The organism is Caulobacter sp. FV1ye6ST, from assembly GCF_058681225.1.
This window is the reverse complement of the sequence record NZ_CM178733.1, coordinates 3,400,363-3,419,334: the sequence shown is the minus strand read 5'-3', so window position 1 is coordinate 3,419,334 and position 18,972 is coordinate 3,400,363. Positions and strand designations below refer to the sequence as shown.

Annotated in this window: 16 protein-coding genes; 12 read left to right on the top strand and 4 right to left on the bottom strand. The window is 68.9% G+C overall.

The window, feature by feature from the left end:
* Nucleotides 1-163: 163 nt before the first annotated feature.
* Nucleotides 164-1,822, top strand: a complete 1,659-nt coding sequence (locus tag ACW175_RS16505) for a phosphatidylglycerol lysyltransferase domain-containing protein (protein WP_492101100.1) — start codon at nucleotides 164-166, stop codon at nucleotides 1,820-1,822.
* Here ACW175_RS16505 and ACW175_RS16500 read toward each other — a convergent pair.
* Complete coding sequence (locus tag ACW175_RS16500) at nucleotides 1,819-2,034, bottom strand: hypothetical protein (RefSeq protein WP_492101099.1); 216 nt, start codon at nucleotides 2,032-2,034, stop codon at nucleotides 1,819-1,821. The two genes, ACW175_RS16505 and ACW175_RS16500, sit on opposite strands and share 4 nt — an antisense overlap.
* A 208-nt stretch (nucleotides 2,035-2,242) precedes the next feature.
* On the opposite strand from ACW175_RS16500, the gene ACW175_RS16495 reads away from it, so the two are divergent.
* The 6 genes from ACW175_RS16495 (at nucleotide 2,243) to ACW175_RS16470 (ending at nucleotide 8,117) form a co-directional block, all read left to right on the top strand.
* A complete protein-coding gene (locus ACW175_RS16495; protein ID WP_492101098.1) occupies nucleotides 2,243-5,203 on the top strand; it encodes an SEL1-like repeat protein in 2,961 nt (986 codons plus the stop codon).
* 129 nt (nucleotides 5,204-5,332) lie between these two features.
* A complete protein-coding gene (locus ACW175_RS16490; protein WP_492101097.1) occupies nucleotides 5,333-6,256 on the top strand; it encodes a sulfite exporter TauE/SafE family protein in 924 nt (307 codons plus the stop codon).
* Complete coding sequence (locus tag ACW175_RS16485) at nucleotides 6,253-7,014, top strand: TIGR02186 family protein (protein WP_492101096.1); 762 nt, start codon at nucleotides 6,253-6,255, stop codon at nucleotides 7,012-7,014. The genes ACW175_RS16490 and ACW175_RS16485 overlap by 4 nt, the downstream gene beginning before the upstream one ends.
* A 2-nt stretch (nucleotides 7,015-7,016) precedes the next feature.
* Nucleotides 7,017-7,478 carry a DUF3429 domain-containing protein gene (locus tag ACW175_RS16480; RefSeq protein WP_492101095.1) on the top strand — a complete coding sequence of 154 codons (462 nt, stop codon included), beginning with the start codon at nucleotides 7,017-7,019 and terminating at the stop codon, nucleotides 7,476-7,478.
* Nucleotides 7,479-7,537: 59 nt separating this feature from the next.
* The gene (locus ACW175_RS16475) at nucleotides 7,538-7,816 is read left to right on the top strand and encodes a type II toxin-antitoxin system ParD family antitoxin (RefSeq protein ID WP_492101094.1); all 279 of its coding nucleotides are present in this window, start codon (nucleotides 7,538-7,540) and stop codon (nucleotides 7,814-7,816) included.
* Complete coding sequence (locus ACW175_RS16470) at nucleotides 7,719-8,117, top strand: type II toxin-antitoxin system RelE/ParE family toxin (protein ID WP_492101093.1); 399 nt, start codon at nucleotides 7,719-7,721, stop codon at nucleotides 8,115-8,117. The genes ACW175_RS16475 and ACW175_RS16470 overlap by 98 nt, the downstream gene beginning before the upstream one ends.
* Here ACW175_RS16470 and pdeM read toward each other — a convergent pair.
* Nucleotides 8,114-8,821, bottom strand: a complete 708-nt coding sequence (gene pdeM, locus ACW175_RS16465; RefSeq protein WP_492101092.1) for a ligase-associated DNA damage response endonuclease PdeM — start codon at nucleotides 8,819-8,821, stop codon at nucleotides 8,114-8,116. The genes ACW175_RS16470 and pdeM overlap by 4 nt on opposite strands.
* A complete protein-coding gene (locus tag ACW175_RS16460) occupies nucleotides 8,818-11,376 on the bottom strand; it encodes a ligase-associated DNA damage response DEXH box helicase (protein ID WP_492101091.1) in 2,559 nt (852 codons plus the stop codon). Before ACW175_RS16460 ends, pdeM begins: the two co-directional genes overlap by 4 nt.
* A gap of 146 nt (nucleotides 11,377-11,522) precedes the next feature.
* On the opposite strand from ACW175_RS16460, the gene ACW175_RS16455 reads away from it, so the two are divergent.
* From ACW175_RS16455 to ACW175_RS16435, 5 genes are all read left to right on the top strand, one after another.
* The gene (locus ACW175_RS16455) at nucleotides 11,523-12,515 is read left to right on the top strand and encodes an SEL1-like repeat protein (RefSeq protein WP_492101090.1); all 993 of its coding nucleotides are present in this window, start codon (nucleotides 11,523-11,525) and stop codon (nucleotides 12,513-12,515) included.
* 49 nt (nucleotides 12,516-12,564) lie between these two features.
* Nucleotides 12,565-15,393, top strand: a complete 2,829-nt coding sequence (locus ACW175_RS16450; protein ID WP_492101089.1) for an ATP-dependent DNA helicase — start codon at nucleotides 12,565-12,567, stop codon at nucleotides 15,391-15,393.
* Between the two features lie 87 nt (nucleotides 15,394-15,480).
* Complete coding sequence (locus ACW175_RS16445; protein WP_492101088.1) at nucleotides 15,481-15,744, top strand: helix-turn-helix domain-containing protein; 264 nt, start codon at nucleotides 15,481-15,483, stop codon at nucleotides 15,742-15,744.
* Between the two features lie 62 nt (nucleotides 15,745-15,806).
* Complete coding sequence (locus ACW175_RS16440) at nucleotides 15,807-16,382, top strand: SRPBCC family protein (protein WP_492101087.1); 576 nt, start codon at nucleotides 15,807-15,809, stop codon at nucleotides 16,380-16,382.
* A 123-nt stretch (nucleotides 16,383-16,505) separates the two neighbouring features.
* Nucleotides 16,506-17,249: a hypothetical protein gene (locus tag ACW175_RS16435; protein WP_492101086.1), complete on the top strand. Its 744-nt coding sequence runs from the start codon at nucleotides 16,506-16,508 to the stop codon at nucleotides 17,247-17,249.
* 4 nt (nucleotides 17,250-17,253) lie between these two features.
* Here the strand turns inward: ACW175_RS16435 and ACW175_RS16430 are convergent, their stop codons facing one another.
* Nucleotides 17,254-18,888 (bottom strand): pectate lyase, encoded by a 1,635-nt coding sequence (locus ACW175_RS16430; RefSeq protein ID WP_492101085.1) that lies wholly within the window; start codon nucleotides 18,886-18,888, stop codon nucleotides 17,254-17,256.
* Between the last annotated feature and the right edge of the window lie 84 nt (nucleotides 18,889-18,972).

Below are 18,972 nucleotides of genomic sequence, written 5' to 3'. Positions count from 1 at the left end.
CCTAAGCGGACGGTTATTGGCCGACACACTACGCCGCCCGGCGGCCGCGGCAAGTCGATTCAAACGGTCGTTCGTGTCTTGGCTGGCGACCGTGTCATGGTTTGCGCGGTATAGAAGGGCTCGCTGTTGGATCCCGCAGGGGATTCGTCACTTCGGGATCTGGATGTCCTCGACAGTTTTCAGGCCCGCGGCCCTGGCGATCGCCCCGACCCTGGCGGCGATCCTGACCGCGTCGGCCGGTGTCATGCTGCTGGCTTCGGGGGCCACCCCGTCCGAGCCGACCCGGTTCCTGCTGCTGCTGGCTTTCGCGCCGGACCTGCTGATCGAGATCAGTCACTTCTTCTCGTCCATCCTGGGCCTGGTCCTGCTGCTGCTGGCGTTCGGCCTGCGGGCGCGGCTGGGCGCGGCCTGGTGGGCGGCGCTGGTCGTATTGGCCGCCTCGGCGGTGCTGGCGATCTTCAAGGGCCTGAATTGGGAAGAGACGGCGATGCTGAGCGTCTGCTTCCTCACCATAGTCCCCTTCCACGACGCCTTCCCGCGCAAGGCGGCGCTGACCAGGATGGAGGTCACGCCCGCCTGGCTTCTGTCTGCCGGCGCGGTTGTCGTCGGCGTCGCGCTGCTGGGATGGTGGTCGTTCAACCACACTGAATATGTCGACAAGTCCTTCCTGCGCGTGTTGCAGGACGATGAGCTTCGGGCCATTCGCTCGTCGGTGGCCGCCGCCATCGTGCTGCTGGCCGTCGGCGTCTGGCGCCTGGTCGCCACCGCCGCCACGCCGTCGGTGGTCGACGACACCGATCCGGAATTCGACCGCGTTCGCGCCATCCTGGCCAAGGCCCAGGACGCCGAGCCCAGCGCCAACCTGGCCCTGCTGGGCGACAAGCGCTTTCTGTTCTCGGCCTCGGGCGAGAGCTTCCTGATGTTCGGCGTGCGGGGGCGGTCGTGGATCGCCCTGGGCGCGCCGATCGGCAAGGAGGAAGAGCGCATGGAGCTCTTCTGGCGTTTCCGCGAACTGGCCGACGCCCACGCCGCGCGCGCGGGCTTCTATGGCCTGGGCCCCGACGACCTGCCGGACTCCGTCGACCTGGGCCTGGCGATCCAGAAGACTGGCGAGAGCGCCGCGGTCCCCTTGGAAGCCTTCAGCCTGGCCGGGCGCCGCCGCGAGGTGCTGCGCCGCAACTGGCGCAAGGCCGGCGAGGGCGGCGCGGCCTTCGAGATCCTGCCGGTCGGCGCGGCCGTGGCGATCATGGACGAACTGAAGGCGATCTCCGACGCCTGGCTCAGCCACCACGCTGGCGGCGAGAAGAGCTTTTCGATGGGCGGTTTCGATCCGCGCTATGTGGCCGAGTTCCCGGTCGCGGTGGTGCGGGGCGAGGAGGGCAAGATCGTGGCCTTCGCCACCCTGTGGCTGACCGCCTGCAAGACCGCGTTCTCGATGGACCTGATGCGCTACTCCGACGAGGCGCCCAAGAACGTCATGGACTACCTGTTCGTCGAGCTTCTGCAGTGGGGCAAGGACGAGGGCTACCAGGCGTTCGAATTCGGCATGGCCCCGCTGGCGGGGCTGGAGGACCGGCCGCTGGCGCCGATCATGTCGCGCGTCGGCCGACTGCTCTACGAGCGCGGCGAGGAGATCTACAATTTCCAGGGCGTGCGGCGGTACAAGGACAAGTACGACCCCGTCTGGCAGCCGCGCTACATTGCCGCGCCTCACAAGTGGGCGATCCCTTTCCTGCTCGCCGACATCGGTCTGCTGTCGTCGGGCGGCATGTCGGGCCTGACCAAACGGCCCAAGAAGGCCCCTGCGACGCCTGCGACCTAGTAGCGCTGCTGGTTGCCGGTCTGCACGCCGAGGAGGTTCGCCAGATGCACCAGCATCAGCATCAGGCCGACCACGCAGACCATCATCAGCGGGCGCCACGGAATCATGCGCGGACCCTTTAAAACGTTAATGGGACGCGCCCCCAGCCACCCGCAGACGAGTGCAAGCGTCAGGAACACAACCGCGGCGGAAATGGTCAGGGGCAGATCCATGGCCGCTTCTAAGCCTGCGACAATCCGCCTGGCAAATGGTTAACCCGCGTTAACCCTCTTGCTTTTAAGGCGCGCTACAGAACGTCAAGACTCTGTCCTGATTCCTCCACAGTGAACCGCACCGCCACTACATCTGGCGTTTTCGTCGCGTTTACTATCTAGGAATCGATGACTAGCGTTTCCCCAAGATGCGGGGAGATCGATTCGCATGACGGCGGCTTCGCCATGGAGCGTTAAGGGGATAGACCCCAAGGCACGGGAGGTCGCTAAGGACCTCGCGCGTCGCTCCGGCATGACTCTTGGCGAATGGCTCAATCGCATGATCATCGAAGGCGATGGTCAGGCGGCGGACCAGTTTACCGACAAGCCCGGGGATCGGGGCGAGGCGCACAACCGCGCCTATCTGGAAATCGTCAAGGAAGACGCGCCGCCGCGTATCGAAATCGCCGAGCACCCGGCGGACGAGGTCGGCCGCGTGGCCGTGGCCCTGGACCGCCTGACCCAGCGCATCGAGGCCGCCGAAGGCCGCAACGCCGCCGCCATCTCCGGCATCGACCATTCCGTCCGCGACGCTCTCACGCGTCTGGGACAGTCGGAGCGTGAACAGATCGCCGTGGCCGCTCGGTTCGAGGGCGCCGTCAACGAGCTGAAGACCGAGCAGGCGCGCGCCGCGGAGCGTACGCGCCGCATGGAGGCCGAAGCGGCCGGGCCGCGCTCGGCCGAGGCGCTTCGTGCGCTCGAAGGCGCCTTGGGCAAGGTCGCCGGCCACCTCTATGACGGCGAGGCCCGCACCCGCGAGGCGATCGCCGCCCTGGAAGCCCGCGTCAACGCCACCTCGGCGCCGCAGGATCCCACCACCCTGGTCGACGCCGTCGTGGCGCGCCTCTCCGAACGTCTGGAAGCCGCCGAGACCCGCACCACCGAAGCCCTGCGCGACATGAGTTCGTCGTTCTCGGCCCTGGACCAGCGCATGGGCGCGCTGGAGGGCGCAAATCCCGTCGCCGGCGTGCAGGAGCGCCTGGACGGTCTGGCGATGAGCCTGACCCAGAAGATGGAGGCCGCGCGCCTGGAGATGGCCGCCAAGCTGCGCGAGAGCGCGGACGGCCGCTTCGACCGCATGGAGCGCAAGCTGGGCGAGATGGCCGCCCACGTTCAGGCCGCCGAGCAGCGCTCGGCCCAGGCCATCGAACGCATGGGCCGCGAAGTGGTCGGCGTAGCCGACGCCTTCAACCGCCGCGTCCAGGCCGCCGAGCAACGCAACACCACGGCCATCGAGCAGGTCGGCGGCGAAGTCGCCCGCATCGCCGCCACCGTCGAGCACAAGCTGAACCGCGCCGACAGCGTCCAGGCTCAAGCCCTGGAAAAGCTGGGCGCGGAAATCGCCCGCATCACCGAGAAGCTGGCCGAGCGCATCGGCAGCGCCGAGCGTCGCAACGCCCTGGCCATCGACGATGTCGGCGAGCAGGTCGCCCGCGTCACCGAGCGCCTGAACCAACGCCACGAGCGCTCCAGCCAGGAACTGGTCGACCGCATCCGCCAGAGCGAGGAGCGCACGCTCCGCATGCTGGAAGAGGCGCGCGACAAGATCGACACTCGCCTGCATGATGCGGCCCGCAAGCTGGAGGCGCCGGCCCCGGCGCCCGCCCAGGCCCCCACGCCGGCCCGCGCCGCGCCGGCCCCGGCCGTCTCGCCGTTCGACGACCCCTATTTCGGCAAGTCGGCTTCGTTCAGTCAGTCGACCGCTTTCGACGACGACGTCGACGAGGATGTGTTCGACGCGCCTGTCGCCCCGTCGCGTGAGCCCAGCTTCGAGATCGCCGAGTTCCCGGCCGCCGAGCCGGAAGAGCGCACCTTCGCGCACGACGATTACGCCATGGCCGACGGCTTCGAGCCGGAAGCGCCGCGATACGAAGAGGTCGAACCCGAGGTCTCCGACTTCGCCCCGGCCCAGCCCGCCCGCCCGATGTCGACCCGTGACATCATCGAGCAGGCCCGCGCTGCTGCCCGCGCAGCGGCGGCCGCCGACGCCAAGACCGTCGGCAAGGCCAAGCCGGAAAAGAAGGCCAAGGCTCCCAAGGCTCCCAAGGCCGAGAAGACCGGAACGCCGCTGTTCAGCGGCTTCGGCTTCGCCAAGAAGTCCAAGAGCCGCCTGGGCGCGACCGTCGCCACCGTCGTGATGGTGTTCGGCGGCGCTGGCGCCCTGGGCGCCATGGTCGGCGGCTTCCTGCTGCTCAGCGCGGACGGCGGCGGGGCGACTCCGACCCGCGTCGCCGACGCCATCGCCGGCCGCAAGTCCGACGTCGAGATCACCCGTCCGGAGGCCGACACCACCCCCGGCCAGCCGCGCGCCGCCGTGGCCCTGACCACGACCCCGACGCCGGTCCAGGCCGCCGTCGCCGCCGCGCCGGTCGCCACCGACAATGCCAAGGCCCTGTTCGAGGACGGCGTCCGCAAGATCGAGACCGGCGATCGCTCGGGTCTCGAGACCCTGCGCAAGGCCGCTAACGGCGGCTACCCGGCCGCCCAGTTCTACCTCTCGAAGATGTACGAGGGCGGCAAGGGCGGGGTGAAGCAGGACATGCCGGAAGCCCGCCGCTGGAGCGAGCGCGCCGCCGCCGGCGGTGATCCGCGCGCCATGCACAACCTGGCGCTCTACTACTTCAAGGGCGAGGGCGGTCCGCGCAACTCGACCACGGCCGCGACCTGGTTCCGCAAGGCCGCCGACACCGGTCTGGTCGACAGCCAGTTCAACCTGGCCCAGCTCTACGAAAGCGGCCTGGGCGTCAGCCAGAACCCGGCCGAGGCCTACAAGTGGTACGTGATCGCCGGCCGTTCGGGCGACGCCACGGCTCGCAGCCGCGCCAACGCCCTGCGCGCCCAGCTGACGGCCGAGGCCCAGCAGACCGCCGACCGCTCGGCCCTGGCTTTCCGTCCGCAGACCCAGACCCAGACGGCCAGCCTGACCGCGTCGGCCCCGGCCCCCAACGCCAATCTGGGCCTGGCCCAGAAGGTGCTGTCGCAGCTCGGCTATTACCAAGGTCCGCGCGACGGCGTCGCTTCGCCGGCCCTGCGCATGGCCATCGCCGCCTACCAGCGCGACCAGGGCCTGCCGGCCTCGGGCAGTATGGACGGCGAGACCCTGAACCGCCTGTCGGTCTACGCGCGGTAAGCGCGTTAGGCGAAGGTGTGAGCGGCTTCGCCGCCCAACGCGCGCTTAAGCAAATAGGCCACGCGTTGACGCAACCGCGCCCACCCGGCAATCAGGGATATCCTTGACGCCGGAAGGGCCGCGCGCGCCTTGCACTTCTACCTGCCCATCGCCGAGGTGTCGGTCAACGCGCTGCTGCTGGTGGTGCTGGGCGGGCTCGTGGGCTTCATCTCCGGGATGTTCGGCATCGGCGGCGGCTTCCTGATGACGCCGGTGCTGGTGTTCATGGGCATTCCGCCCGTGGTGGCCGTGGCCAGCGAGGCCAACCACGTCGCCGCCTCGTCGGTCTCCAGCGTCATCGCCTATAGCAAGAAGCGCTCGGTCGACTTCCGGATGGGCGGGGTGCTGGCCTGCGGCGGGGCGATCGGCTCGTTCATCGGGGTCGAGGTGTTCCGCTGGCTGCGTCTGATCGGTCAAGCGGACTTCGCGGTGTCGCTGTCCTATCTGCTGTTCCTGGGCGTCATCGGCGCGCTGATGCTGACGGAGTCCGTGGGGACGATCCTGCGCCGCCGCCGCGGCCAGCCGCCCAAACCGCGCCGCGACCGCCGGCCGGCGTTGCTGTACGCCCTGCCGTTCAAGGTCCGCTTCCCGCGCTCTCGGCTCTATATCAGCGTCATCCCGCCGATCCTGCTGGGCCTGTTCGTCGGCGTCCTGTCAGCGGTGATGGGCGTCGGCGGCGGCTTCATCCTGGTGCCGGCCATGATCTACCTTCTGCGCATGCCCGCGCCCGTGGTCGTCGGCACCAGCCTTTTCCAGATCGTCATCACCACCTCGCTGACCAGCGTGCTGCAGGCCGGCCGCAACCAGACGGTCGACATCGTGCTGGCGACCCTGCTGCTGATCGGCGGGGTGGTCGGGGCGCAGATGGGCGCGCGAGCCTCGGGCCGCTTCCGCGCCGAGGAGCTTCGGGCGCTCCTGGGCCTGCTGGTGCTGCTGGTCGGCCTACGCATGGGCGCGGACCTGTTCATCAAGCCCGAGGAAGCCTTCGTCATCATGACGGGGACGGCGCGATGATCCCGCTCGTCGAAGCAGCCCCGGCGCCGGCGGTCTCGGCCGCCATGACCGACACCGAGATCCGGGTCAGCTCAGGCTTCCGTGGGGCGCGGATCGTGCTCTATGGCGCCGTCTTCGACCCCAAGGACCGGCCCAGCGACATCGTCGTCATCGTCCGGGGCCCCGACCAGCCCCTGCGTATCGCCCGCAAGACCCAGGTCGCCGGGCTTTGGCTGAACAGTCGGCCGGTCGTGTTTCGCGGCGCGCCAGGTTTCTACCGCGTGGCCTCGACCCGGAGGTTGCAGGACATCGCGGGCTTCGCGCCGCTGCGCCACCTTGGCGCGGGGCTGGAGCACCTGGCCATCGCCGCGCCCCTGGAGCAGCGCGTCGAGACGACCTACGGCGTCCGCGACGTTGTGGTCAGTCGCCTGGGCGCCGACTATCTGGACTGGCGGCGCGCGGTGCTGCGCCTGAAGGAGAAGGCCGGCCTCTACGCCGCCGATCCGCAAGGCGTCCGCTTCGTCGACAAGGGGCTGTTCCGGGCCCAGCTGGACCTCCCCGCCGAGGCGCCGATCGGCCAGTACACGGCCCGCATCGTGCTGTTCCAGGATGGCAAACCGGTGTCGATCCGCGACCGCACCCTGGTGGTCGAGAAGGCTGGAGCGGAGAGAGCCTTGTATCTGTTCGCGAAAGATCGTCCGTGGACCTATGGGCTCGTGTCGGTAATAGTCGCCCTCGGCGCAGGGGGGGCGGCTTCGGTCGCCTTCCGAAGGAGTTGAGCATGAACGAGTCCGCGGACCAGCGGACGCCGGTTCCGCCGGCGGTTTGGGTCTTTGGTCTATCGACCCTCATTCCCTTTTTCGTTTCGTCGGTGCTGTTCTGCTATGGCCCCGACAACATCCAGAAGTCGTCGCTCTTGGCGCTGCTGGCCTATTCGGCCGCCATGGTCTCGTACTTCGGCGGCGTGCGCACGGGCCTGGAGATCGAGAACCCCAGCCCGCGTTGGCGCATCCTGGGCATCTCGCTGCTGTTCCCGCTGTCGGGGTTCGGCCTGCTGCTGGGCGAGCTGAAGTTCGAGCCGGCCTGGCAGCTGTCGGGCTTCCTGCTGGTGTTCCTGCTGCAATGGGTCTGGGACGTCACGGACCACGAAGGTCCCAGCTGGCGTCCGCGTATGCGCACCTTGATGACCGCCGGCGCCGCCATCTCCCTGGCCTTCGCGCTGGAGCAGGCGCTGCATATGTAGCGCTCTGCTTGCTGGCTGTAGCTCGATAGGATTTAATCCTACTGGAACCGAGGCCTGTCATGCGATCGACCAAGCAACTCGGCGTAACGCTTCCCAATGAAATGGCCGCTCAGGTTCGGGCCAAGGTCGAGTCTGGCGCCTATGCCAGCGAGAGCGAAGTCATCCGGGAGGGCCTGCGTGCGCTTCAGGCCCAGGAACGGGCGCTTGAAGCCTGGCTGCACGGTGAGGCCGCAAAGGCCTATGACGCCTTTGAAGCCGATCCTTCCCGAGGACGTTCGAGCCAGGATGTTCGAGCCGCGCTCGCCGCCGCGCACGCACGCGGCTCCAAGGCCGGCTGAGCGGTTATTCGGTCGTCTATACACCCGAGGCGGAGGCTCAACTCCTCGCGCTCTACCACTACTGTCCGTCCAGGCGTCGCCGAGGACGGCGGCGCGCTTCACGGATGAGATCGTCGATCACTGTGAAGCGCTTAGCAGCTTTCCCGAACGTGGCGCGCCGCGGTTCGACGTGCGGCCAGATCTTCGCACCCTGCCTTTTCGGCGCGTGACGATCACCTATGCCGTGAGGGGGCAACAGGTGGTCATTGTCGGCATCTTCCATGGCGGCCAGGACTACGAAAGCATCCTGGGGCAGGACTAATCCGGCCGCAGCGACTTCCGCCCCACCGCGTGGACCCGCTTGGGCCCTAGCGCGCCCGCCAGCAGCGGACCGGCGAACAGGTTCGAGAACGCCTCGTCCAGAATGTTCAGCCCACCGGTGAAGGCCCCGAACGCCGGCAGCACCAGGCGCTGGCCGTCCGTCACGAAGCAGCGGCGCCGAGTGGTAGCGCGGCCGCTGGTGATCTTGGCCGCCGGGTGCAGGTGACCGGCGACCTCGCCAAGCTGGACGCCGGGCACGGGCTCGTGGCGCAGGGTCAGACCCGACACGGAAGCCTCGTCGACGATGTCGCCGGGCAGAACCGTGGGGCCGTCGGCGTCGTGGTTGCCCACCGCCCAGACCAGTTCCCGGCCCAGCGCCAGGCCTTCCAGCCGCCTGTAGTCGTCCGCCGCCAGCCGCGACTCGCCGCCGCCGTCGTGGAAGCTGTCGCCCAGGAAGATCAGCGTCGCCGGGGACAGCAGGGCGATCTCGCGGTCCAGGCGGTCCAGGGTCTCGCGGGTGTCGTAGGGCGGCAGCATCTGGCCGAAGCGCGCGGCGTAGCTGCTGCCCTTTTCGAAGTGCAGGTCGGCGACCACCAGCGTGCTCTCGCGCTCCAGCCAAAGCGCGCCGGACCAGCGCAGCATGACCTCGACATTGGCCAGACCGACCCGCAGGCCGCCGCAGAGAGAGGGTTCGAAACGCGTCACGACATGGCCTCGGCGATCAGGTCTTCCTCGGCCTCGGCCAGGATCATTTCTCCGGCCGCGTCGCCCGGCGCGCGCTCGCGGCCGATCTCCAGCATGATCGGCACGGCGAAGGGCGAGACGCGGTCCAGTCGTACATGGCGGATGCGGCCCCGCACGCGGGTCAGCATGTCGCCGAGGCGGGCGATGTCGAGCATGCCGGTGGCGGCGTCGTGGCGGGCGCAGCGCAGCATCAGGTGGTCGGGTTGGTGTTTGCGCAGCACGTCGTAGATCAGGTCGGTGGAGAAGGTCACCTGCCGTCCGGATTTCTCGGCCCCGGGGTGGCGGCGTTCGATCAGTCCGGCGATCAGGGCGCAGTGCTTGAACGCTCGCTTCATCATGAAGCTCTCGTCCAGCCAGGCCTCGAGGTCGTCGCCCAGCATGTCCTGGGCGAACAGTTCGTCGAGATCCAGATCGTCCATCGGCCGCAGCGACCAGATATTCAGCGCGTAGTCGTTGCAGACGAAGCCCAGCGGTCCGACGCCAAGGCGGTCCAGCCGCCGGGTCAGCAGCATGGCCAGGGTGGTGTGGGCCAGGCGGCCGTCGAACGGATAGCAGACAAGGTGGAAGCGTTTGCCGCGCTGGAAGGTCTCCAACAGCATCTCGCCATCGCCAGGGATCGCCGAGCGGACCTTCTGCCAGCTCAGCCACTCCTGGACATCCGGGGGCAGGGCGGCCCATTCGCGCTCGTCGTGCATCATCTGGCGCACGCGGCTGGCCAGATAGGTGGAAAGCGGGAATTTCGAGCCACCCCAGCTGGGCATCTTCGGGTCATCGTTCGGCGCGGGCGAGACGAAGGCGTCGGCGCCCGCGAGGCTGTTGTAGCGCCAGACCTGTCCGGCGAAGACGAAGGTGTCGCCCGGCGTCAGTTGCTCGAAATAGCCTTCCTCGGCCTCGCCGATCTTGCGCCCTCCCATCGGCCGCTTGCCGCCGCCGATGCGGATGTTGATCATGCCCGGCGAGATGATCGCACCGACATTCATCCGGTGCTGCAGGCGGGCCTGGGCGTTGCGCGCGGTCCAAAGGCCCTCGGGGGTCCGCACGATGCGGCGGAACTTGTCATAGGCGCGCAGGGCGTACCCGCCGGTCGAGACGAAGTCGACGACGGCCTCGAAATCCTCCCACACGAGCTCGGCATAGGGGCCGGCCGAGCGCACCTCGTCATAGAGGGCGGTCAGCGCGAACGGCTCGGAACAGGCGCAGCCCATGACGTGCTGGGCCAGGGTGTCCAGCGTGCCGATCCGGGCCGGCTCGCCGTCCAGGTGGTTTTCCAGGATGGCGTCGGCGGCGGCGCGGCACTCCAGCATCTCGAAGCGGCTGGCGGGTACGAACAGGGCGCGGCTAGGCTCGTCCAGACGGTGGTTGGCGCGGCCGATCCGCTGGACCATCCGCGAGGCCCCCTTGGGCGCGGCCAGCTGGATGACCAGGTCGACGTCGCCCCAGTCGATGCCCATGTCCAGGGTCGAGGTGCAGACCACGGCCCGCAGCGCGCCGCGCGTCATGGCCGCCTCGACCTTGCGCCGCTGCTCGGCCGACAGGCTGCCGTGGTGCAGGGCGATCGGCAGGTCATCCTCGTTCAGCTCCCACAGGCGCTGGAAGGCGAACTCGGCCTGGAAGCGGGTGTTGACGAAGATGAGCGCCGTCCGGGACGACTTGATGATCTCATAGACCTCGGCCATGGCGTGCTCGGCCGTATGACCGGCCCAGGGCACGCGGCCGCCCGAGACGAGGACTTCGACGACCGGCTGAGCGCCGCCGGAGCCTAGGACGAGGTCGATGTTCGAGCCCCTTCCCCCTTGCGGGGAAGGGGTTGGGGATGGGGGCGCTTTCTGGGCGGCGGCGGCGCTGACACCCCCACCCCCTGCCCCCTCCCCGCAAGGGGGAGGGGAGGTCACGTCGTTACACCCCAGCCACTTCCGCACCAGGTCCGGATCATCCACCGTCGCCGACAGGCCCACCCGCCGCATCGACGGCGCGAACTGTTGCAGCCTTGCCAGCCCCAGCGCCAGCAGGTCGCCGCGCTTGCTGGGCCAGATCGCGTGCGCCTCGTCGATGATCACGCACCGCAGGTCGCTGAAGTATTCCCGCGCGCCTTCCCAGGCGCAGAACAGGGCTAGTTGCTCGGGCGTGGTCAGAAGGATGTCCGGCGGCCTCACCCTTTGACGGGCCTTGCGGGCCTCGCCGGTGTCGCCGGTGCGGCTCTCGGCCACGATCTTCAAGCCCATCTCGCGGATGGGGGTCAGGAGGTTGCGCTCGACATCGACGGCTAAGGCCTTCAGCGGCGAGATGTAGAGGGTATGCACCCCCGCCGGCGTGTTGCGCGGCGGTCGCTCGGACAGCTCGATCAGGCTGGGCAGGAAGCCGGCCAGGGTCTTGCCGCCGCCCGTCGGGGCGATCAGCAGGGCGCCGCGGCCCTCGCGCGCCTTTTCCAGCATGGCCAGCTGGTGCTCGCGCGGGCTCCAGCCGCGGGCGGCGAACCAGTCTCGAAACTTGGGAGGGAGGGCGTCAGCCGCGAGCATTGACCGCGATATAGCATGTTCCCTTTCTGTTTCATCCGCCTTTTGAACCCGTATCGGGCGAGTCCGGTTGCGCGGCGTCCAGCGCGCGGTTGTCTGCCTTGACGCTCCCCTCGTCGATGCGACGATCTGGAGGCGGTGGGGATGGGATGCGTAGCAGAGTGCCGCCCGTGGTGTTGGCGTTGGTGTTGGCGTTGTCGCCGTCATTGTTGATGGGCGGCGGCGTTGCCTTCGCACGACCGGACGGTTCTTCCGACGCCAAGGCGACCTTCGCGGCGGCCCTGAAGGACGCCCAGGGCGGCGACGCCACGCGCTATGTCGACCTGGCCCTGTTGTACCTGGGCGGCGAGGGCGTTGACCGCGACGTGCCCCAGGCCCTGGCCTGGCTGCGCAAGGGTGTGGCGGGCGGCGACTCCGACGCCATGGTCGAGCTGGGCAATGTCTATTTCGACGGCGCGGACGGGGTGAAGGTCGACCGCCGCGCCGCCATGAAGCTCTACGCCCAGGCCGCGCGGCTGGGCGATCCCAATGGCATGTACAATCTCGGCGTCGCCTACGAAGGCGGCGAGGGGCTGCCCGAGAACCCGCGCCTGGCGCTGGCCTGGTACCTGAAGGCCGCCGCCGCCGGTTCCGCGCGCGGCTATTACAGCGCCGCCGAGGCCTATCTGGACGGCGACGGCGCGCGGGCCGACACGGCCAAGGGCGTGGCCCTGCTGCGCAAGGCGATCGAGATGGGCTCGCCCGACGCCATGAACGAGATGGGCAGACTTCACTCGGAGGGAACGGGCGTGCGTCTGGACCCCGCCGAGGCCCTGAAGTTCTACCGCGCCGCCGCCGCCAACGATCTGGCGGCCGGCATGTCGAACCTGGGCGTCGTGCACCACAATGGCGAGGGTGTGCCAGTCAACTACACCCAGGCCATGCACTGGTTCCAGATGGCGGCCGACCGGGGCTATCTGGAGGCCTGGTACGACCTTGGCGTCATGTGCGAGCGCGGCCAGGGCATCAAGGCTGACGATGACCTCGCTTTGCGGATGTACCGCAAGGCGGCCGAGAGCAAGGACGCCGACCTGCGCCAGAAGGCCCAGAAGGCGATCAACCGCCTGGAAGGTTTCGACGACGACGAGGTTCCGGTCGTCTGAAGCGTCTGTTCTTATTCTGTTTCGTGGCGGTTTCTGCTAACGGATTCGGGTGACCGCTTTCCCACCGACTCTGGATCTCGCCCCCGCGCTCGTCGTGCTGCCCGGGCCGCGCGCGGGCGTGGCCGACGGGACGGGCGAGGGGCGGATGCTGCGTCCGCCGGACGCCCGGGACCTGTTCGAACACGGCCCGGTGCTGGTGGCCCACGCGGCCATGACCGCCCGCCGCCTGAACCTGTCGGCGCCGTCCCGCCATGCCCGCCTGTTCGACGTGCTGGAGCTCTACGCCTTCGTCCGGCCGGCGACGTTCTGCGCGCCGTCGGCGGTGGGCCTGGCCATGGCGCTGGGTCTGCGCGAGCCGCACGGCGCCGCCGAACAGGCCCAGAGCCTGCGCGAGAGCGCCGACGCCCTGTTGCGCGATCTTTCCCTGACGCCCGTTCCCTCACGCGAGGAGGCTCTGGCCGTGGCCGAGACCCTGGCCAAGGCCGGCTGGTCGTGGGGGCCGGCCGTGATCGGCGCGCTGCGCTCGGTTCAGGCGGGCAACCAGTTCCGGGGCTCGGGCCTCGACGTCTGGGCGCGTCTGGTCGAGTGGGAGGACCAGGCCCCGCCCGGCGAGCCCGGCTCCCGACCGATCGATCCCGAACGGGCCGGAGAGCGCCTGGCCGAGCTGCTGAAGCGCTCCGGCCTGGACGAGGTGCGCGAGGCCCAGATCACCTTCGCCAAGGAGGCCGCCTTCGCCTTCCAGCCGCGCGAGCGCGAGGGCGAGCCGCGGATGATGCTGGCCGAGGCCGGCACCGGCGTCGGCAAGACCCTGGGCTATCTGGCCCCGGCCTCGCTATGGGCCGAAGCCAACGGGCCATCGGTCTGGGTCAGCACCTATACCCGCGCCCTGCAGCGCCAGATCGAGCGCGAGAGCCGCTCGATCTATCCCGACCCCAAGGAGCGCGCCAAGAAGGCGGTCGTGCGCAAGGGGCGTGAGAACTATCTCTGCCTGCTGAACTTCCAGGAGCAGATCAACGGCGCCCAGCTGGGCAATGGCGACCTGATCGGCCTGGCGCTGACGACCCGCTGGGCGCGCGCCACGCGGGATGGCGACATGACCGGCGGCGACTTCCCCGCCTGGCTGCCGACGCTATCGGCGGTGCCGCCCTCCGCCCAGGCCAGTCCCTCGAACCTGGTCGACCGGCGCGGCGAGTGCATCCACGCTGGCTGCCAGCACTATCGCATCTGCTTCATCGAGAAGGCCGTGCGGGCGTCCAAGCGCGCCGACATTGTCATCGCCAACCACGCCCTGGTCCTGACCCAGGCCGCGTTCGACGGGGCGAGGACGGCGCGGGGCCTGAAGGGCGACAACGAGACCACCAGCCTCAAGCGCATCGTCTTTGACGAAGGCCACCACCTGTTCGAGGCCGCCGACAGCGCGTTCTCGGCCGCCCTGTCCGGCGCCGAGGCGGCTGAACTGCGCCGCTGGATTCGCGGACCGGAAGGCCGCGGCCGGCGTGGGCGGGGCCTGGAAGCGCGCCTTCTGGACATCCTGGGCGACCGCGAAGGCGCGCGGGGCGCGATGACCCAGGCCCTGCACGCCGCCGCCGCCTTGCCGGGCGAGGGGTGGTCCGGCCGGGTCGCGCCGCCGGACGGCCAGATCAATCCGATCGGACCCATCGAGAACTTCCTGGTCGCGGTGATCGAGCAGTTGCGCGCCCGCACCAGCGAGCGGGGCGGCGGCGCGGATCTCGGCCTGCAATGCGACGCCCGCCCGGCCACCGACCTCGTCCGCGAGCGCGCGCCGGAGGCGGCCAAGGCCCTGGCCGCCATCGAGGCGCCTTTGCTGGCGCTGGCCCGCGCTCTGGAAGACGTGCTGGACGAGGACGCCGAGCATCTGGGCGCCTCCGAGCGCGCCCGCATCGAAGGCGCGCTGCGCGGCCTGGACCGCCGCGCCCGCATGACCCTGCCGGCCTGGCGCTCGATCCTGAAGGCCATCGAGGACGACGACGTCGAGCCCAGCGAGACCGACCCGGACTTCGTCGATTGGTTCGAGGCCACCTTCCTGTACGGCCGCGTCGTCGACGCCGCCTGCCGCCGACACTGGGTGGACCCCACCGAGCCGCTGCGCGCGGCGGTGCTGTCGCCGGCCCACGGGGTGCTGGTGACCAGCGCCACCCTGGTTGATCCGGCCCTGGAAGACCCTTTCGCCCTGGCCGAGATGCGCACCGGCGCGGCCCGCCTGCCGACCGCGCCCAAGGTGCTGCGGTTGGTCTCGCCCTTCGACTACGAGAACAACGCCAAGGCCTATGTCGTCACCGACGTGAACAAGGAAGACCCGCGCCAGGTCTCGGCCGCCATGCGCGAGCTGTTCCTGGCCGCCGGGGGCGGGGGGCTGGGGCTGTTCACCGCCATTCGCCGCCTGAAGGCCGTGCACGAGCGCATCGCCGCGCCCCTGGCCGACCAGGGGCTGGCGCTCTACGCCCAGCATGTCGATCCGCTGGAGGTGGGCGCGCTGGTCGATATCTTCCGGGCGGAAGAGGACGCGTGCCTGCTGGGCACCGACGCCATTCGCGACGGTGTCGACGTGCCGGGCCGGTCCCTGCGCCTGCTGGTCTTCGACCGGGTGCCGTGGCCGCGTCCGGATGTGCTGCACAAGGCGCGCCGTCTGCGCTTCGGCGGCAAGGGTTATGACGACGCCGTGGCGCGGGCCCGCATCAGCCAGGCCTTTGGCCGCCTGATCCGCCGCGCCGACGACCGGGGCGTTTTCGTCATGCTGGACGCCGCCGCGCCGACGCGGCTGTTCTCCAGCCTGCCCGAGGGCATCACCCTGGAGCGGGTCAGCCTGGTCGAGGCCATCGAGGCGACGGCGGCGTTCCTGGCCAAGAAAGCCGATTGATAAGGCGGCCCTGACTCAAAGCCGTCGAATTTCTGCAATCGAGCCGCTCTAGAAGCCTCCTCGGGGATAGGCCGTAGGAGCGTAACGATGACCAGACCCGCCGACCCCGCGATCGACGAAGCCGCCGCCCCGTCGCGGGCGCGATCCGCCAGGGCCCTGGTCCAGGCCGTACGCTGGCGCACCGGGCTCAGCCAGGCCGACTTCGCCCGCGCGTTCCACATCGACCGGACGCTGCTGGAAGACCTGGAACATGGCGACGCCCGCCCGGACGCCGCCCTGACCGCCTACCTCCGTGTGATCGATCACGCCCCCGATGTGGTGCGCGAAGCGCTGGAGCGTGCTGGTCTCTAGCTGGGCCTTAGCGTCCATGGTCGCGCCGCCGACGTAGCTGCTTCAGGTAATGGAGCAGGCATATGCGGCGATGGATCGTGACGGCGGTTGTGGCGTGGGCTTTGAGCGGGTCCGCCCAGGCCTTCGAGCTGACGCCAAAGGCGCAGGCGGCGCTGGCCAGGGGCGAGGCCTACGCCGAGGTTTCGCCGGATCCCGACGGCATTTCCGGTCGGGTGCGGGCGGTGGTCGACATCGCCGCGCCGCCGGAGAAGGTCTGGGCGGTCATGACCGACTGCGCCACGGCTGGCCGGATGATCACCAACCTGGCCAGTTGCCGGATCCTGTCCGGCGACCAGCGCAGGGGCTGGGATATCCGTGAGCACGTCACGCGGCGGACCTTCGTCTTTCCGGGGATGCGGATCGTCTTTCGCTCCGACTACGAGCCGTTCAGCCGGATCCGCTTTCACCTGGTGGAGGGCGACCTGAAGGTCGAGCAGGGCGAATGGCGGCTGCAGGCCCTCGACGGCGGCCGGGGCACGCGGGTGTTCTACGATAACCGCCTGGCGGTCGACTGGCCCGTGCCCAAGGCCATGATGCGCGAGGCGCTGCGCAAGGACACGCCGAAGGTCCTGATGAACCTCAGGCGCGCCTGCGAGTAGGCGGCGCGGGCCGCCGAACTTAACGATCCATATCAAGCTTTCCTTGCGACGGAATGGCGACGCTTGCCCGTGTGAGCATCATGGGGCCGCGGAGACGGTCCCGACCTCTCCGCGGAGCGTTGCATGATCAAGCAGCTGTTCTTCTTTCATAATCCCAAGGCTGGCGGCACCTCTGTCGCCACCGCGCTGGCCGGTCTCTTCGAAGCCGAACAACGATGCCCCAGGATCGAGAACGACGCGATGGAGCACGCGGCCCATCGTGGGCGCTACGGCGCCTATCGAGGCTATGACTACTACGGCGGCCACTACGGGCGGGACATTCATCAGGCGGTTGGTCCGTCCATGGCCTGCGTCACGAATTTCCGCTGGCCCGTGGCGAGGGTCATTTCGCTGTACCGCTACTTTCGCCATGTGGTGGAGATCACCGACGCGGAAGCCGCCGATCCTCGGTTCCGGTCGGTGGTTTTGGCCAAGCTCCTGACGATGGACGACTACGTGACCTGCGACGATCCGGCCGTGCGTATCCACACCTGCGACCACCATTTCCGTCAGCTGACCGGTTCGGGCTGGTCAGGGGCGGTCGAAGGCGAGCTCGGTCAGGCCATGGACCTTGTCGACCACATGCCGTGGTTCTTCGTCGCCGAGCACGCCTACGAGTCTATGGTCTGGGCCGAGAACGCTTTCGACGGTCGCCTGGCGGACATCGATCGCCTGAACGAGACCCGCGCGCCGGAGGCGGCCCGCCAGCTGGGGCGGCGAGCCTATCAACAGTTGGACGGCCAGAACCAGTTCGACCTGGCTCTGTACCGTTACGCTGTCGATCGCCTTCTGGACCTGATTTCGCCGTCCCTGAGACTCAGCGCCTGACCCACTAGCCGTCGATATATTTGATCAGCGTCGCCATGTTGGCGATGAAGGCGCCGGTCGAGATGCCGATCTTCGGGTTCGGATCAGGGTAGGGCGAGGTATCGTACTTGTCGCCGACCTTGGTCTCCGAGAAGTCGCCCGGGGTCGGCGTGGCGGGAGGCTCGCCGGCATAAGGCTGGCTGGTCGAGGTCAGGGGCGTGGGCCACCAGCCCTCGGCGTTCAGCGCCAGGGTCAGCTTGGCGACCTTGTCGGCGTCGGCCGACACGGCCTTCGGGGCCGCGCTGGACAGGTCGCCGCCGACCGACAGGTCCTCGACCGAGATGTCCTTGACCATGAAGTACTTGGGCAGCGGGCGCTGGCCCTTCAGGGGCGAGTGCTTGCTGGCTTCGTCCGGCGGCGTGGCCTTCAGCGTCTCGTAGCGGGCGCGCAGGCCTTTGACGTCCACGTTTCGGAACGACGAGTAGTGGGTGACCGTATTGTGCGGGTTCTCGTCGGTGAAGTAGCGGCCGCTGACCACGTTCGAGCCTGTGCGGTGGACGTACAGCGGGCGGCCGTTGCCGATCTGGATGAAGGTCGGATAGCGCGGCTTGCCGGGCATGACGTCGTCGGGCAGGCGCACCGAGTCCAGCCAGGCCAGGGCCTCGGGCACGCGCGCCAGATACTTCGGATCGCCGGTCAGCTGGTAGAAGGTCATCATCTGCGACAGGCAGCTGGCCGTGGCGTGGGTGGCGAAGGCCTTGGGCTCGTAGGTGCGGGCCCCGGCCGGCTTCAGGTCGGCCACGGTATGCTGCAGGCCCCAGGCGGGCTGCGGTTGCGGCTGCTGGCAGGCGATATAGCAGTCCATGGCGCGCCGGATCGGCTCCAGGACGGTCTTATCGCCCAGGGCCTGGTAGACCATGATCAGGAACTCGATGTTCTCGCCGATCACGTCGTCGTTGAAGGTGATGAAGCTGGTGTAGTCCGGGTTGCCGTGGTGGTGGAACTCGTCCTTCAGCGGATAGCGCTGCGGCCAGCCGCCAACGGGATACTGGCTTTCCAGCACGAACTTCAGGGCCTTCTCGAAGGCGGCCTTGTACTTCGGATCCTTCTTCTCGACGTACAAGCGCAGCATGAACTTGCAGCACTCCGCGGTGCCTTCGTCGTCGAAGGTGCAGTTGCCGTAGTAGTGCTGGAATTCCTCGAGGCGCCAGCCGTTCTTGCCGATGGTGTCGTACCATCTCTTCAGCGAGGCCTCGCCGGCGAGGTCGCCGAGATAGTTCCAGCCGCCAGCCGGGTTCTGGATGGCGATCAGGGCGTCGGCGGCCTTGCAGGCGGCGTCGTAGTAATATTCGTCCCGGGTGGCGTGATAGGCGTCCAGGAAGAGGTGGCCGACCGTGCCGGTGCCGGGCGGCTGCACCCAGATCATCGTCGGGAAGGCTTCCATCTCGCCCCACCGGCGCGTCAGGTCCGCCGAGTACGACCAGACGTATCCGCCCTTGTAGGCGGCCTTCTCGACCATGAACCTGGCGGCCTTCTTCATGGTTCCCAGCGCGTCGGCCTTGGTCGGCGCGGCCGCGGCCTTGAGCGGTAGGCCCGCGGCGGCGAAGGCGGCGGCCGTGGTGGCCATCAGGCGACGGCGGGAGAGGGGGCTGAGCGGCATGCGGAACTCCGGGTGAGGCGGAGCCGTCGACGATCGGGAAGCCACAAGAGCCTGTCTAACAGGCGCTATCTCAAAGCTCGGAGC